Below are 16,884 nucleotides of genomic sequence, written 5' to 3'. Positions count from 1 at the left end.
GACTTAGTTGGTACGAGTTGCAGCGATTTCAATATAGCTTTGATAAAATCCAAGAAACTTAAGAATTATAAGATAGAACACTCAGCCATGACTTTACCTATAGCCCAGATAGAAGCTGATTTTCACGCTCATATTGACTCATCTCCGCTTGTGATCAGCGCCAGTACCGGTTCAGGTAAATCAACTTGTTTACCCGTTTGGGCAAAAAAAATTGGCCGAGTGTTGGTAGTACAACCAAGACGTATTGCCTGTACGTCACTTGCAGAATATTTAGCAGAGCAGAGCCAGCAGCCGCTTGGAAAAGAAATTGGCTACGCCATTCGTTTTGAAAGCCACTTTGATGAAAACACCCAAGTGGTGTTTGCCACACCCGGTGTCGCACTGCGGTGGTTTTTTGAGTCTAAATTAAAAGAGTTTGATGTGGTCATGCTCGATGAATTTCACGAGCGACGCTGGGATATGGATTTGCTGCTTGCTCTTCTTAAAAGTCACCAAGCCCATAAACTGGTAATCACCTCTGCCACACTAGATACACAGCCTTTATGTGATTATTTACACGCAACACACCTGCACAGTGAAGGCAAAATGTTCCCCGTCGAAGAGACTTTTATTGCAGATGATATGAGGGCGATGCCAAGCAAACATGACTTAGCTCCAAGGGTATATCAAGCTTGCACTCAAGCATTGAATAGCACCCAAGGCGATATTTTGGTGTTTTTACCGGGCAAAGGCGAAATTCAAAGTGCCGCAAGTGCGCTCAAGGAGTTAGATGCCATTATCATTGGTTTGTACAGTGGTTGTCATAAGTCTCAGCAAGATTTAGCGCTCAAGCAACAATCAAAACAGCGTATTATCTTAGCAACCAATGTTGCTGAAACCTCATTGACCATACCCAATATTACTTGTGTGATTGATTCAGGCCTTGAGCGTCGTACCCATCTTCGTGGCGGTAAAACGGTACTGGCACTAGAAGCCATAGCTGCGGACTCTGCAAAACAACGACTTGGCCGCGCTGGTCGGACACAAGCAGGTCGCTGTATTCGCTTATATGGTCAATATGCGCCTTTGATAAAAACCACGCCGCCAGAAATTCACAGAGAAGCCTTGTCTGAATTGGTATTAGCGAGCGCCTGTGCTGAGTTCAATATACATGAGTTACAATTTTTAGAGCCATTGCCGAGTAGCTCGTTAAATACCGCCATTGCGAAATTACAAAAAGTCGACGCCCTTGATAACGATTTAAACGCCACTGATCTTGGCAAAGTGTTATATCCGCTGCCCATTGACGCAGAATTTGCATACTTAATTACACAGATGCCAAGCGGAGCGCTTAAACAAGCCATGATCGATGCCATCGCCGTTTTAAGTGTGCCAGCAAGGGTTTATCAGCTACCTAATAATTCAGAGCAACTTGAAGAATTAAACAAAGCTCTACCCAATCATTGCGATCTAGAACTGGCGATTAATCTACTTCGAGGTAAAGCCCCTCATGTAAATGTAGAACAAAACGCGTTTGAAGAGGCCAAGCAATTTAGCGCACAACTACGAGAGGCCTTTTCATTACCAGAGCTGAGTAAAGCCGCGAATTTCGATAGAAGTACATTCTTACAACATATAGCTCAAGCTCGGCCTGATTTACTCTACATAAAGAGAAATAATCGACGTGGTGCTTTTGGTAACGGTCATAACGAAGTGATACCAGCCAAAGAGTCTCGCATTAACGACAAAGCGCAAGCAATGATTGTGTTAGACACGTATGCCATGGCCGGTAAAGGCACAAAACAAGCCATGACACTGGCAACCTGCGCCGCACCTATACCACGGAGCCTTATTAGTGAATACGCAAAGTGCGAAACCGCACTCAACCAAGCTGAAATCATTGATGATGAGATTATGGTGAATGTTAGCCATATATTTGCTGATGTCGAACTCTCATCAAAACTTGAGCCTGTTACCTCAGACTCCCTCATTCCCGCCTGTGTCGAACTCATTTTAAACAATCAATTATTACAGGGCGTTGCAGAGCAAGTTACAGAAGCGATTGATTATCATACCCTTTATAACTTATCAGAAAATATCACAGAGGCACTACCAACAGCCGAGCAATATTTGCTAGAAACGTTAACGGATTTAGGGATTCGTGAGCAAGATGATTTGGCTTTAATAGAACCTGAAGACTTATTTTATCAAGGCATAGAACCTTGGTTAATCGAACCATTTAAAGAAAAACACCCGTTGAAAGTCAATTTACCTGAGTTAAAATTATCGGTTGAATATTTCTTCAAGGCAAAGCGTTTAACCCTTCATTATCATAGTGGTGCGCGCAAAGATGCACCTAAAAGATGGGAGTTACCAACTTGGCAAGGGTTTAAAATTCAGTATAAAAAAGCGAGTAAAGTGGTTGATTTGAAATAAAAAAACCCTCGAAAATGTCGAGGGTTTTTAAATTTAACAGGCTAACTTAAATTAGAACTTAAAGTTAACACCTGCTGTGAATGTACGTCCGTACATATCATAGTAACCGTTATCTGAATCATATACACCTGGTACACGAGGTGGTGTTACGTCAAATAGGTTATTGATGCCTGCTCTCACTGTTAATTGCTCAGAAATATTGTAGCGAGCATTTAGATCAAACTCAGTATGAGAGCGGATATCGTTGTAGTTGTTGTTTTCAATTGTCCAAACACGGTCACGAACAGTTGAGTGACGGTACTTAGTGAATAGACCAACATATAAGTCATCAAGTGTATAACCGATGCTTAAAGTCGCTTTCCAACGAGGGTAACGCTCTTCACCCACTGTAGGGTTGAACGAGTATTGTTCATCGTTCACATCGTCAATACGCTCGTTCTCAGCAAGGTAGTTTGCGATAGCGCGGAACTTGAACTCACCGAAAGACGTATCAAGCTTGTAGTTAGCTTCAATGTCAACACCCTTCATCTCGATGTATGCTAGGTTAGCTGAAGCAGCTTTAACTTCGATGATGTCTAAGTTTGCACGACGGTCAAATAACTGACAATACTCGTTTGTTGCAAAGTTAGAAGAGCGGTAACAGTTGTTAACGATTGTTTGAGCGCCAACAAAAGTTAGTGCATCTTCAATCTTATAATTCCAGTAGTCAACAATTACGCCAAGGTTATCAGTCGGAGTATATACGATACCGAATAATGTATCTTCTGAAGTCTCTTCCTGAAGGTTCGGGTTACCACCATTTACACTTTGTGGTGTAACTTCACGCCATGCCTGACTTGGTCTCCACTCATCTGCAACTGGAATTCCATCCGCCGCACAGTTAGCACGAATTGCTGCTTTAAATTGATCTTCAGCGGCTTCAATTTGTACTGCATCACATGGATCACGGTAAGATGCAAATGACTGTGTACCTGTGTTAAACAAATCGTCTAGCTCTGGCGCACGAACTGATTTCGAACGTGTAGCTCTAACACGGATATCGTCAATTGGCTGCCACGCAAAACCAACTTTGTATGCACTGTTACGACCTACTGTAGAGTAATCCATCGCACGGTATGCAATATCTAGTGATAGTTCTTCAGCTAAGAAAGTATCAGCCAATAGTGGGATAGATACTTCTAAACCAAGCTCAGTTACGTCAAACTCACCGTCCCATGCACGAACAAAGTTGTTGAAAAGTAAGTTGTTCTGCATTGCTGCACCTGGCGTTCTTTCACCACGCTCTTCACGGTATTCACCGCTTAAAGCAAACGAAATTGCACCTGCTGGTAGTTCAAAAGCAGCACCTGAGATAGACGCACCTAGAACTTTCTGGCTTTTAACACTGTGCTGTGTACCATCAGTATTTACATAGTTTAATGCTTCTTCTGATGCTGCATTTTGGCCAAGTAAGTTTAACGGAGCACAACCTGCAATAGCACCAACAACTTCGCCAGCATCATTTCTGTCTGCACAAACAATAGAGCCGTCAAGAAGTGTTGCATCAAGCGCGTTATCTAAGTGTGCTTCTAAAAGCTCACCGCCCCAATGCGCGTCTTCTGTATTTCTACCGTAGTTGTAATAAACTTCGTAGTCATACTCATCCATGATAACGCCTTTCACAGATAGAGTACCGCTGAAGTACGCTTGATCATTGTAGAATTGACGCTTACCGCCACCTACACCTAACTTAGTGATCCAAGCTACGTCGTCTGGATTTGCACCTTGCTCATTGAAGATATCTCTTGCATCTTGACCCCAGAAAGGGTTATCAACACGAATAGGCTTTGCAAGGAATACTGGGCTTGAATCAGATACAGATGACGTTTTACCATAAGCCATTTCAAAGCTAACACTATGATCGTCATTAATATCTTTGTTAATTGCCGTGAACGTATTTAGACGCTCAAGAGGCACTGCAATGTATGTATGATCTAGGAATTTATAACCGTCAGCATCTTCACCGAAAAAACGGTTTTGTGCATTTGGAGCTGGACGAGGACCGATACCTGTATTTGCAGTGGCCAATTCACCATTAGGACCAAACGTGTAACTTTGACCACCAAGAGTTACCATGCCCTTACGGTCGTAAGCGCCTAATACTTGAGGTAAACCTTGGAATTCTTGCGGTGCTAAAACGAACTGAGGAATACCATCTTCTTCACCTGTATTCTCAGGGTTACGCATAGTAACAATCGTGTCACGGATAAAGTCTCTGTCACGACCATCTAATTGACCAATGTTTGAATATGTTGCATTAAAAATGAAGCTGTTATCTTCATTCTCGCTACCAAACGTTAGTGAGAATACGTCTTCTTCACCATTGTCTTGTTGCGGTCTTGAAGTTAGAGCATCAATGCTGAAACCGTCATAAGAGTCTTCAAGGATGATGTTAACAACACCAGCCATTGCATCAGAACCGTATACAGCTGAAGCACCACCATGAGTAATTTCTACACGCTTGATTACCGCAGTTGGGATCATGTTAAGGTCAACTGCAGAGCTTGTAACACTTGATGATACAAAACGCTTACCATTTACTAGGACTAGAGTACGACCAGTACCTAAGCCACGTAGGTTAGTTGTACGAATACCAGCACCGAAAATACCTTGGCCAGTAGTTAAAGAAGTACCGATATCAGCAGATGGTGTTGAATCTAAAAGATCACCAACGTTTGTAATACCTGCATCGCTTAGGTCTGCACCTGAGAAAACTGTCACTGGAGTAGGCGCTACTTCAGAATAACGTTTGATACGAGAACCAGTAACCTGGATGCGCTCTACTTTTTCTTCTTTTGCTTCTGTCTCTTCAGCAGCAAAAGTATTTGCTGAAAACGCAGCTGTTGAAGCCGCACCAAAAGCAATCGCTAAGCGAACTGCTTTTGAAACTTTATTGTTTAACATTTATTTCTCCCTGATCTCACTTCGTAAGATTTTGTTTTTTTAATGTTTTTATTGAACTACTGCAAACTTAACAAATGTACCTAATGCAATACTCCGGCAACATACTAATAGCAGGAACAACAAAAGGTCAACCAATTGGAGATAAAAATTTACACTTTCTTCAACAATAGTGTTTGTGAACAACCTAGGTTAACGAAAAATAAATACTTGATGGGTCTAGAGAAAAGTGAACGAACAGCGATCGTAAATAAATTCTGATTAACGAAGTAAAAAATTAGAGCATTTAAATAATACGCATTTCCTAATCAGTAATTACCAAATACTTTAGTTGGTCTAAGCTTAATAAGTTCAATTTCGGATCCCTGAACACTTCTCTGCAGAAATAACAACCGCGATTAAGCCATTAGATGTGTCTCTTAGCTCTCTAACCACTACCTCAGAGTAAAATTGAGTATTTCTAATTTTATGCAACAATTTTTCGGTATTTTCTGCTGCCTGTTTAAGTTCATTCAACCTTAACAATAATAACTCAAGCTCTGATTCGAATAGTTTATATGCTTGTTCAAAGTCAACGCTTTTATTTTCAGTTATAAATTGGTAAAACGCCGGAAGATTTGTTGCTTCAAGACTGACTTTTTCTAATGACTGAAATGAAGATATAAACTGCTCTATTTTTTCTTTATATAAATTGCTAGATTTATTATTAATTAGTTCGTTCACTAGCGCTTTTAAATCTGTAAGCACATTCTCTTTAACCGCTAAACCCGCTTCAAGGATCTTCCTGTTGGGCTCAACTATTATTGAACTTTTATGATGACATACAAGGTGTAATTTACCTTTTGATTTTAATACTCTATGTATTTCACTTAAACTTAAATCGACATCTGAATATTCAAGAGCAAACTGAGATATAACCGCATCGAATTCAGCATCTGTAAAAGGCATTTTTTCAGCTGGAATATTAGAAATAAAATTTCCATTTATAAGCTTTGTTACTTTGTCATTTATTGTTGCCTGATCTATCCCTACACACTCATGTTGAGAGACAGATTGTATTAATTCTATTACCGCACCATTGCCAGTACCAATATCTAGCACTTTTGAATGTTTATCTAAAGTTCTAGAAAAGTTCTGCCATAAGGCTTTTATCTCACCTTGATAATTCATTTTAAAAGCATCACCAAATGAAGTTATATATCCTTGTTCCCAATATTCCGACCAGTGCTCACTCATATTGTTTCCCCTCTAGAAGTTAAAATAAAAAAACCCCTCAATTGAGGGGCTTATATTTATACTAATAAGTTAATATTAGAAGCTGATGCTGTAACCTGCAAATACTTCACGGCCGATATGACCAGCGTAGTATAGAGTGTCGTCGTTCCAGAAACCTTCGTCATCTTTTACAACGCCTTTATCAAACAAGTTACGTGCACCTAATGTGAATGTACCGTATGACTCAGTGAAATATTTAACATTAATGTTATGTGTTACGTACGTTGGATCATGATTCTCACCTTTGTAACGGAAGTTTTCAGGCTTACCATCACCAAGGTCTAGATACTGGTCTTCATATACTGAAGAAATAATATCTGTTGTCCAAGCTACTGATAGGTTGTCTAACGAGTAGTTTACATTGAACTGTGAACGCCAATCAGGTGTACCTGGCATACCGATAAAGTCTTGTGACGGACCTGAGAAGTATACGTCGCCAGCTGACTCAAGTAAGTAAGTAGTTGTATTGCTTACTGAGAAATCACCGAAGCCAGTTTCGAACTTGTACTCTAGGTTCAAGTCTAGACCTTTTCTTGACATGAATGCGCCGTTCTCAGAACGAGTTACAACATCACCAAGTACTGCACCGCTCGCATCACGTTCAAGCTTAACACCTGGGTACTTCGCCATTAGGTCGTCAAGTTGACCACCTACTTCAGCGTTGATAAGTGATTGAACTGTGATAGAAGAAATTACGTTACTAACTTCTAGTGAGAAGTAGTCTAGTTTAACAGCAAAGTTCTCGATACCTGAATATACGATACCAGCATTGATGTACTCAGACTCTTCTGGACCTAACTGGTCGTTACTTTGAATAAGGTTATCGAACTGACGAGATTTACAGTCAGAAGCCGCAATGCCTTGAGCTTCACAAGCTACATAGTCAGTTGCACTTGTTGCACTGAATGATGTTGCAGCTAGTAGCTCATCAAGAGATGGCGCGCGGAAACCTTCAGAATATGATGCACGTAGTAAAATCTCATCTGTTGGACGATATTCTACTTTTACGCTTGGGTTAGATACTGTACCGAAGTCGCTGTAATCATCGCGACGGATAGCAGCACTTACAATTAAATTGTCAGTGAACGGCATTGCGATTTCATAGAAGAAAGCAGTCGTATCACGTTCACCCATTGAAGAGTTACCTGCTGAACCACCAATTAGACCTGCTTCAGATTGTGCGTCGTACTGAGAGTCAAATGATTGGTCAAAGTACTCACCACCAAAGTAGTGCTGAATCTCGCCACCAGCAAGTTCACCTGCTGCGAAACCAATACCGAAGAAGTAGTGATCCATTTCGTTTTGGTTTTCAGTGTAAGTGGTAGAGCGAAGGTTATTGATGCCTTCTTCAGAACCTAGATCAATACCATACTTTTCATTGTAAGCAAGACCTGAGTAACTTAAGTAGTAACGACCAACTGAACGGTAGTCTAACTTAGCTTTGTGATAAGCGAATTCCCACTCGATTGAATCGCCAGCGATGCCTTTAAGACCAATCATGTAATCTTGTTGATAGTCAGTTACTAAACCATCACGGTTACCGATACCATACCAACGGAAGTAGCCTGTTACTTCTTCGTTATAAGGGTTGTGCTCATTACCTGCTGCCATGTTGTTCCACTTGGCAGCTGGCGGCGCATAACGACCGAAAGAATCATTACGGCTTAACATCGCACGAGCATATAGCTCGATTTCATCTGTGATTTCATAGTTAGAGCTAACCATGATTGAATCTTTGTTTGTAGAAGCCATGTTTGCAGAAACGTTAGCATATGCGAAACCACACACTTCACCGCCGCCAACACCACCTAATAGTGAACCTTGGTCAAGTTTACCAACGAAACCTGGTACGTTTGCAGCTAAATCATCACACTTAGCTGAAGCAACAAAACCATCAGGGCCAAGAATAGTTGCACCGTAGTAACTTACACCTACTGTTTCATCATAGATTGAAACTAGGCCGTCACCATTTGTATCTTCCCAAGAAGCCGCTGTGTATTCGCGATCTTTGTCGAAAATAGCGCCTTGCTCTTGGTGGTCATATACGAATGTGATGTTGCCTTTGTCTGAGCTAACACCGAATGAAAGTGACATTTGCTTTGTATCAGCACCTTCATTTGAAGGACGACCAAATTGAACGTCGAATGATGCACCTTCAAAATCTTTCTTAAGAATGATGTTGATTACACCAGCGATTGCATCTGAACCATAGATAGCAGAAGCACCGTCTTTTAAGATTTCAATACGCTCAACAGCTGCCATTGGAATAGAGCTTAAGTTTGCTGATGAACCGCCAAGTGATGGAGAACCAGCAACACGCTTACCGTCAACTAGTACTAGGGTACGGTCACTACCAGCACCTAAAAGGCTTACTGTAGATTGAGACTGTGCAGAAGAACCTGAACTTGGTACGAAAGAACCAAAGCTGTTTGAAGTAACGCTACGAAGTGCATCAGCAACAGAAATACGACCTTGTTCTTCAAACTGTGCAGTAGTAATTACTTCTACTGGGCTTGCACCTTCAAGATCCGTACGCTTGATACGAGAACCAGTTACTTCGATACGCTCAACTTTTTCTGCACCGTCTTCGTCTGCAGCAAAAGTATTCGCTGAAAATGCAGCTGTAGAAGCTGCGCCAAAAGCGATCGCTAAGCGAACTGCTTTTGAAACTTTATTATTTAACATGTTATCTCCCTGGGACCACTTGTTAGTAGCTTTTATAGTTTTGTGAGGGTTATCCCTCTTATAGGTAATTGCAACATATGCAATAAACTAGTTGCATACTAAACAACAGAGATTATTCATGTCAATTAAAAATATGACCAATTTGCAACACTAAATACACATAACTGTACCTTTTTTAAATAATTAGACCATAAAAACACTTTTAGTTGCCAAAAACAGAACAAACGACAGGAACTTGAGTGCAAAAAGGTAAATAATAGGTACAATTGATTTACATCAAAATACATTAAAAAGATATTTTTAATAATTCGTTAATTGTCAAAAAGGGTATGTTGCTTGCTCGTGAAATTGAACGCGTTAAAGTGAACTTGAAACATGTTAAGAATGGGCATGATTTGCTTTTGAATGTAATGCTCGTAATCAACTTGCTGAAGATCTTGATTACTCAATACTGCTGTAGGGCCTGATTTAGAAATATAGTAGTTAATAATCGTACCTTTACAAAAGGTAATGCCAGCAGATTTTGGTAGCGTTTTCGCGGCTCTGACATGGGGTGGGATATTCTTAACATACTGCTCAAGTGGCTTACCTAAGCGTTTTTTGTAGATGAGTAAGTGGTCATTTTCGCCACTAAGGATCTGTTCAATATATTTTTGCGCGACAGATTCTAGATCTCCTTCTGAGAATAACGTTTCAACTAACTCCTTTTGGAATAATTTTGCTATGTCAGTCCAATCACTTCTGACTGTCTCCATACCTTTGAATACCAGCTCAGATTGACCATCCTTTTCTACTCTGCCCACATAACGTTTTTTTGAGCCGGTTTCTTGCCCACGGATAGTCGGCATAAAAAATGGGCTGTAATGCGTTTCGAATTCAATTTCTAAATGACTTTGAATGCCAAAACGTTCTTCGCATTCTAAAGACCAAGTTTGGTTGATTTTTCTTTGTAGCACTTTGCCTATTTCGTGACTTTGTTCACCAGTTAACTCTTCTGGTAAGGCAACAAAAGTTGAATCTGTATCCCCGTAGATAACTTCATATCCCCAACTTTCGAGATATTTACGCGTTGTTAGCATAATTTTATGACCGCGAAGGGTAATGGAGCTAGAAAGCCTAGGGTCATAAAAACGACACCCTTTTGAGCCTAATACACCGTATAAACTATTCATTATAATTTTGATAGCTTGCGATAACATGGCATCGCCCTGCTCTTTGGCGTTTTGTCGTTTCTCTGACAATTGCTCGACCAATTGAGGCAAATGATGTGCTGATGTAGAAAAATACCCGCCGTTGAAGCCTTCTAATGCATTCTCTTGGTTTTCTAAACCTTTAATAAGTCCAAGGGGATCTATAAAAAAAGTCCGAATGATGGATGGATATAGGCTTTTAAAATCAAGTACGAGTACATTTTTATAAAGGCCGGGTTTTGACTCCATGACATAACCGCCAGGGCTCTCAAAAGACACACCATGCTCGGCTAAATTTGGCGCGATATAGCCACTTCGATGTAATAAAGGTAAGTATAAATTAATGAAAGCAGCCACTGAGCCGCCCATTTTTTCGAGCTCCAAACCTGTCATTTGCGTTCGGACAATGGCAAATTCTAACAAGTTTAGTTTTTTAAATATCGACATAACAAGCATGCAGTCTTGAAGGTTGTAAGCTGCTAAAGCGAGTTTATCTTCATTAAATTGTCTGATAATTTCAGACAAGCGGTTATCTTGTTGGATAAGCTTTTGCTCACCTAAGATTTCACTCGCCACATTAGCTAAGCTAAAACTCGGAAAGTGATACGTGGCATTTTTCATGGTATCAATACCATCAATAACCACTCGGCCTGAAATCAAAACTCGAACATAGTTGCCTTTATAAATATCTATAGAGGCGTTATCACGCCCTAAACAAAGTTCCATACCCAGTGCTTCAGCCCGCTCAGCTAAAACCACAAAATCAAACTCAATGACATTCCAACCAATAATCACATCAGGATCTATGGCCTTCACTTGCTGCATTAATACTTGCAGCAGTTCAATTTCGTCCTCTACCCAAATAATACTTTGCTCTGTTTGCTGAGGTGCCCCAATCATGATGACACTTTTATAGTGCTCGCTGACAAGGCCAACCGAAAAAAGTACCCCTTGTCCATCACACTCAATATCAAGTGACAGCATAGAAAGATTTGGCTTGTAGTCTGGGTTTTCTTTTAACTTTGCATCCGTGATCTCGATATAACCATTACGTTGCTTCACTTTTCCACTTACCCAAACACCGCCTTTTATGAATCGTTCCATTAAATAACGGTCGCAATGACGAATATCATCCTCATACAAACGCATATGCAGAGAAAAGCGTTGCTTGACTTGAAATAGATGCTGATTAGAAGAAAAGTAACAGGCTGCAACGGGCTCACCGTCGAAGTGCTTTAATGAAAGTGGTTTTATGTCACATTGCAACCCTTGCTCTTTGATAAGGCTTCTAGCTTGCGCTACATCTGAATGGCGAATAAAAAAAACAGATTGCTGATCGGGTATAATTACCTTGGCTGGACCTTGCGATGTCATAAGCCAATAACAAAGACACAACTTCCCCTGCTGATTAAATTGCTGGCGTGATAGTATAAAGCCTTCGTATACAGCTTGTGCCAAGATAAAACCCCATCTAAAATATCAAACACTGTAATTATATACATACCGTACTTTTTAGGCGACCTTCATGCTTTCAGATGCATTAAAAAAAACAATTAGAACAACACACACCAGCATTGCTGAAAGCTTAGACGGTTATAGACCGAGAAAAAGCCAAAACTATCTAGTCGCAGAAATCGCCAAAGTATTAGCGGGCGAATACCATAGATCGCAAAAAATTTGTGTAATAGAAGCTGGAACAGGTACAGGTAAGTCCCTAGCCTACTGTTTAGGCGCCCTGCCTTTAGCATTAGCTAAAAAGAAGAAACTCGTCATTTCTACTGCGACTGTTGCCTTACAAGAGCAACTCATTGAGAAAGAATTACCTTTTTTTAAAGAGCACTCAGGGCTCGATTTTAAGTTTGATTTGGTAAAAGGCAGGCATAGATATATCTGTGTGCACAAATTAAATTCAGCACTAGATGAAGACATGATGCAAATGTCACTCGTGCCTACATTAAGTTCCCCACTCTCTGAGCAAGAAAAAAATTGCCTCGTGGCACTACAAAACGCCTATCAGAATAAACAGTGGCAAGGTGATAGAGACAGTTGGGCCGACACCATTCCTGATCGAGTATGGAACTTAATTGCCTGCGATAAACATGCATGTCAAAGACAAATGAAATCTCATCATTTATGCCCCTTTCATTTAGCACGACAAAAAATGGCGCAAATGGATGTACTTGTTATTAACCATGCTCTGTTACTTGCTGACTTAGAGCTCGGTGGCGGCAAAATATTACCTGAGCCCGATGAGACTTTTTATGTCATAGATGAAGCGCACCATTTACCTCATATCACTAGAGACTTTTCATCCGCAGCGGCAACCATTAAGGGCACATTAGATTGGATTGAAAAACTTTTAAAGTTCAGTCAAAAGATGGCCAACGCCATTGTGTCGCAAAAAGCCATTGGTCAAAACTTTAAACTCAATGACGCTGCGAATGACGCGGCTAAAGATTTAAGGTCGGTCAGAGATCTGCTAGATCAAGCTGATTTTAATTATAACGATGACGACACTTATCGATTCGAACACGGTATTGTACCAGAGCAACTCACTCTCAAAGCCAAAGACATCAGCGATGCAACGCTCGATGCTTTAAGAGCACTCAATAAAATGCATGATGCACTTACTTTAGATGTCAGTGATGGTGATGTTACGGCATTCTTAGCCGATCCCCTTTTGGCCGAAAGTGGGCAGTACATCAACCGCCTTGAGCAACTACAAAAACTGTGGTTCAGCTACGCCAGTAAAGGTGACTCTATTCCGCATGCTCGCTGGATAAAGCGACTTGAATACAAAAACCACCACGACCATTTACTCTGCGACTGCCCAATTGAAGTGGGTTACTACTTAAAAGATAAACTTTGGCGCGAATGTGCAGGCGCCGTATTATGTTCAGCAACGCTAAGTGCACTCGGTACGTTTGACCATTTCGCCAAAGAAAGTGGGTTAAAAGGTGAAGAAGGCGTACAATATATTAAAGCTAATTCACCGTTTGATTATCCCAAACAAGCGACGCTTCATATACCTACAACAGATAAAGAGCCCACTGATAAAGCATTCAGTGACTTTTTAGCCGATGCTTTGCCTAAATATTTAGACCGAACAAAAGGTAATTTGGTGTTATTTGCCTCTTACTGGCAGATGGAACATGTTACAAAAAAAATGCGCCTGAAAAACTGGCAAATTCTTGTGCAAGGTGAATTTTCTCGTGATGCCCTACTGAAAAAGCACAAGTCTCGTATTGATTCTGGCCATGGCAGTATTTTATTTGGTACGCAAAGCTTGTCTGAAGGACTCGATTTACCCGGTGCCTATTTAGAAAATTTAGTCATAACTAAGATCCCTTTTGCAGTACCTACCTCCCCTATAGAAGAGGCACAAGCTGAGTTTGTTACAAGTAAAGGTGGTAATCCATTTTTATCAATCACAGTACCCGATGCCGCAAAGAAATTAGTACAAAGCTGTGGTAGACTGCTGAGAAAAGAAACCGATCAAGGAAAAATCACGCTCCTTGATAGGCGTTTGGTCAGTAAACGGTATGGTAAAGCCATGCTAGATACCCTCCCGCCATTTAAAAGACAAATAGATTATTAATGTTTGAATTTGCGCTCGACCCCACAACTTGGGGCTTATTGTGTTTGGTTGCTCTCATAGCTGGCTTTATTGATGCGGTAGCTGGCGGCGGCGGTATGTTAACTGTACCAGCTCTTCTTACAGCAGGCTTACCTCCGCACATGACGTTAGGGACCAATAAACTTGCTGCAAGCTTTGGCTCAATTACTGCCAGTGTCACCTATTATAAAAAGAACTTATTCAACCCTAAGTTTTGGGCAGGGTCTATACTAGCAACCGCCATAGGCGCACTTCTCGGTACCCTATTGGTTGATCATCTTAGTATTGAGTTTTTAAATAAACTACTACCAGTGATCATCATTGCTGTAGCCTGCTACAGTTTATTTGGTAAATTTAGCACTGAGACCAGTCATCATTTACCAGCTAAAACCTTACAACTAAAAATAAAACAATGGTCACAAGGGTTAAGTTTAGGTTTTTTTGATGGTTTAGCAGGTCCTGGTACGGGCACTTTTTGGACTGCATCAAATAGCCTACTTTATAAAATGAGTTTATTGTTGAATTGCGGACTCGCGCGCTCAATGAATTTTGTGTCGAATTTTATTTCGCTGATCACCTTTGTCGCATTAGGTCATGTTAACTTTTTACTTGGCATTACCATGGGGCTATTTTTAATGGTAGGCGCCTGGATAGGTGCGCACTCAGCAATTAAGTTCGGTAATAAGCTAATAAAGCCACTTTTTAATAGTGTCGTTATCGTACTTGCCGGTAAACTTATTTATGAGGCTTACTTTATATGAGTCAAGCCATTGTCAAATTACAGCAGCAAATTGAGCAGCTTGCTCAGCATGCTCACCAATTTGATAAAGCTAAGTGGTTTGATAAAAACCGCTACATTCAAGCACAGCCAAGTTTATTTGCACACAGCGTGTTTGCAACCAAAAGCTTAAAACTTTGTGACTATGTAGATGAAATCAAGGAAGCATTTGCAAGGTTGCCGAGCCCTGAAAAGCGCCATGCCTATGCATTCGCCCTCGAAAAATTAAGCACTCAAATAGAAGCTGTTATAAAGGTATTAAAATCGACGCCTGTTTGGGCCAAAGAGAATAAGTTTACCCAGCCTAAAAAAGCAAAAGTCTATAAGCAAGCAGTTAAGAAAATCATGCAAAGCTCTCATGAGCTGTATCAAGAGCTATCACAAAACCATGAATTTGAGCGCCGTTTACAAGAGATGATCGATATGCGTAAGCAGCAACTTGTGTCGGCGAGTACCGCTGAAGCGAGTAAAATCAATCACGAGATCTTAGCGCTACATGCTCGACTTGGCCGATGTCGAAAAGCAATAACCGCCACAGAAGACAAAATTCAACAAGTTGAAAAGCAACAAAACCGCTAATGATTTTCTATCACCCTCTATACAGTGCTATACAACTGCCTGAGAGGCACCGCTTTCCAATAAAGAAATACCAAAAACTTGAAAATGCAATTCGTGCAATGGGGTTTTCCGAGCGAGTATTTAAACCAAAACCAGCTAGCTTAGCGCAAATCAAACTTTGCCATGATGCTGATTATGTCGATGCATTTGTGAACGGCGCTTTATCTGAGAAAGCAATCAAAAAAATGGGTTTTCCATGGTCAACAACATTAGTTGAAAGAACCTTACTTTCTGTTGGCGCAAGTATCGAGGCAGCAGAATACGCATTAGAGCAAGGCCTTGGGTTAAACCTTGGTGGCGGCTATCACCATGCCAAATTTGATCATGGCGCTGGCTTTTGCATTTTTAACGACCATACCATCACTGCACAAAATCTGATACAGCAAGGCCTTGCTGAACGCGTTGTGATCCTCGATTGCGATGTTCACCAAGGAGATGGTACTGCTGATATTTTACATGACAACGACAACATCATTACTTGCTCTTTGCACTGCGCTCAGAATTTCCCCCGAGCAAAAGCGCGCTCAGATCTTGATTTCGAGCTCGAAAAAGGTTGTACAGACGCACAATACTTGCAAACGCTAGAACAAGCTTTAGATTTAATTAAGCGTCTCTATCAACCTGATATTATTATTTATAACGCCGGTGCTGATATTTACCATAAAGATGAACTCGGTTTACTAGACATCAGCCTAGCAGGTGTATTAGAGCGTGATAGAAAAGTAATTTCATTTTGTAAAAACAGCGATATCCCTTTATCGATTGGACTTGGCGGTGGCTATCAACGCAATGAAGAACAACTGATTGAAGTACATAAACAACTTTTATTCGCTGTGTTCGAAAACTATTGATTTTTAGTATAAACTCAAAAAATAAAAACATTAGGAAGATGACATGAAACTACATGATGATGTGCACAACTATTACGAAAAAGTCATGTTAGATCGCATCGTTGAGCGCAATCTACAAGACAAATACGATGATGATGTAATGGCTGATTTTTGCTGTACAGTACTTAATCAACTACCTGCAAGGTATATTCGCTATGATGTAGACATGGCTTTTTATTTACCCCAACACGAGCGTATCCAAATGGAGCAAAGAGTTGATATTGCAATTGATGTTGCCATGACACAAGTGGCTAAAAGAGGTTCAACGGTCAGTGAGTAATTTTTAGAAATGAGCAATAATTTAGAAAATGCACCAATCCATGTGAAATTAGCAGTCGACTTAATAATGTTATTAGAACAGCATGAAATACCAGCCGAAGACGTACTTGCTGCACTAGAGATTGTAAAATCTGACTTTCAAAATAAATTAAACAATGAAGCTAGCACAAACTAGCTTCATGTCACTTTGCTTGCTAC

At 40.5% G+C, this 16,884-nt stretch carries 11 protein-coding genes; 7 read left to right on the top strand and 4 right to left on the bottom strand.

Translation table 11 applies throughout. From position 1 onward, the window contains the following. Positions 1-87 precede the first annotated feature (87 nt). Entirely contained in the window at positions 88-2,415 is a 2,328-nt protein-coding gene (locus tag C1E24_RS17880; RefSeq protein WP_138483823.1) for a helicase-related protein, read from the top strand. 51 nt (positions 2,416-2,466) lie between these two features. On the opposite strand, the gene C1E24_RS17875 is transcribed toward C1E24_RS17880, so the two are convergent. From C1E24_RS17875 to C1E24_RS17860, 4 genes are all read right to left on the bottom strand, one after another. Then, positions 2,467-5,358, bottom strand: a complete 2,892-nt coding sequence (locus C1E24_RS17875) for a TonB-dependent receptor domain-containing protein (protein WP_138483821.1) — start codon at positions 5,356-5,358, stop codon at positions 2,467-2,469. Positions 5,359-5,706: 348 nt separating this feature from the next. Further along, positions 5,707-6,591: a class I SAM-dependent methyltransferase gene (locus C1E24_RS17870; protein WP_138483819.1), complete on the bottom strand. Its 885-nt coding sequence runs from the start codon at positions 6,589-6,591 to the stop codon at positions 5,707-5,709. Between the two features lie 75 nt (positions 6,592-6,666). Next, positions 6,667-9,315: a TonB-dependent receptor domain-containing protein gene (locus tag C1E24_RS17865; RefSeq protein ID WP_138483817.1), complete on the bottom strand. Its 2,649-nt coding sequence runs from the start codon at positions 9,313-9,315 to the stop codon at positions 6,667-6,669. 311 nt (positions 9,316-9,626) lie between these two features. Continuing rightward, positions 9,627-11,963, bottom strand: coding sequence for a DNA polymerase II (locus tag C1E24_RS17860; RefSeq protein WP_138483815.1), 2,337 nt, complete (start codon positions 11,961-11,963; stop codon positions 9,627-9,629). 67 nt (positions 11,964-12,030) lie between these two features. Between C1E24_RS17860 and dinG the strand changes: the two genes are divergently transcribed. From dinG to rsmS, 6 genes are read left to right on the top strand one after another with little or no spacing between them, the layout of a single operon-like run. Next, complete coding sequence (gene dinG, locus C1E24_RS17855; RefSeq protein ID WP_138483813.1) at positions 12,031-14,103, top strand: ATP-dependent DNA helicase DinG; 2,073 nt, start codon at positions 12,031-12,033, stop codon at positions 14,101-14,103. After that, a complete protein-coding gene (locus tag C1E24_RS17850) occupies positions 14,103-14,882 on the top strand; it encodes a TSUP family transporter (RefSeq protein WP_138483811.1) in 780 nt (259 codons plus the stop codon). The genes dinG and C1E24_RS17850 overlap by 1 nt, the downstream gene beginning before the upstream one ends. Next, complete coding sequence (locus C1E24_RS17845; protein ID WP_138483809.1) at positions 14,879-15,478, top strand: primosomal replication protein; 600 nt, start codon at positions 14,879-14,881, stop codon at positions 15,476-15,478. The genes C1E24_RS17850 and C1E24_RS17845 overlap by 4 nt, the downstream gene beginning before the upstream one ends. Beyond that, entirely contained in the window at positions 15,478-16,368 is an 891-nt protein-coding gene (locus tag C1E24_RS17840; protein WP_138483808.1) for a histone deacetylase family protein, read from the top strand. Before C1E24_RS17845 ends, C1E24_RS17840 begins: the two co-directional genes overlap by 1 nt. Positions 16,369-16,411: 43 nt before the next feature. Beyond that, a complete protein-coding gene (locus C1E24_RS17835) occupies positions 16,412-16,687 on the top strand; it encodes a late competence development ComFB family protein (RefSeq protein WP_138483806.1) in 276 nt (91 codons plus the stop codon). A gap of 9 nt (positions 16,688-16,696) precedes the next feature. Further along, positions 16,697-16,861 carry a pleiotropic regulatory protein RsmS gene (rsmS, locus tag C1E24_RS17830; protein WP_138483804.1) on the top strand — a complete coding sequence of 55 codons (165 nt, stop codon included), beginning with the start codon at positions 16,697-16,699 and terminating at the stop codon, positions 16,859-16,861. The last annotated feature ends 23 nt before the right edge of the window (positions 16,862-16,884 follow it).

It is taken from the genome of Pseudoalteromonas phenolica (assembly GCF_005876835.1).
GTDB lineage: Bacteria > Pseudomonadota > Gammaproteobacteria > Enterobacterales > Alteromonadaceae > Pseudoalteromonas > Pseudoalteromonas phenolica_B.
This window is presented reverse-complemented; position numbering and strand designations above follow the sequence as displayed.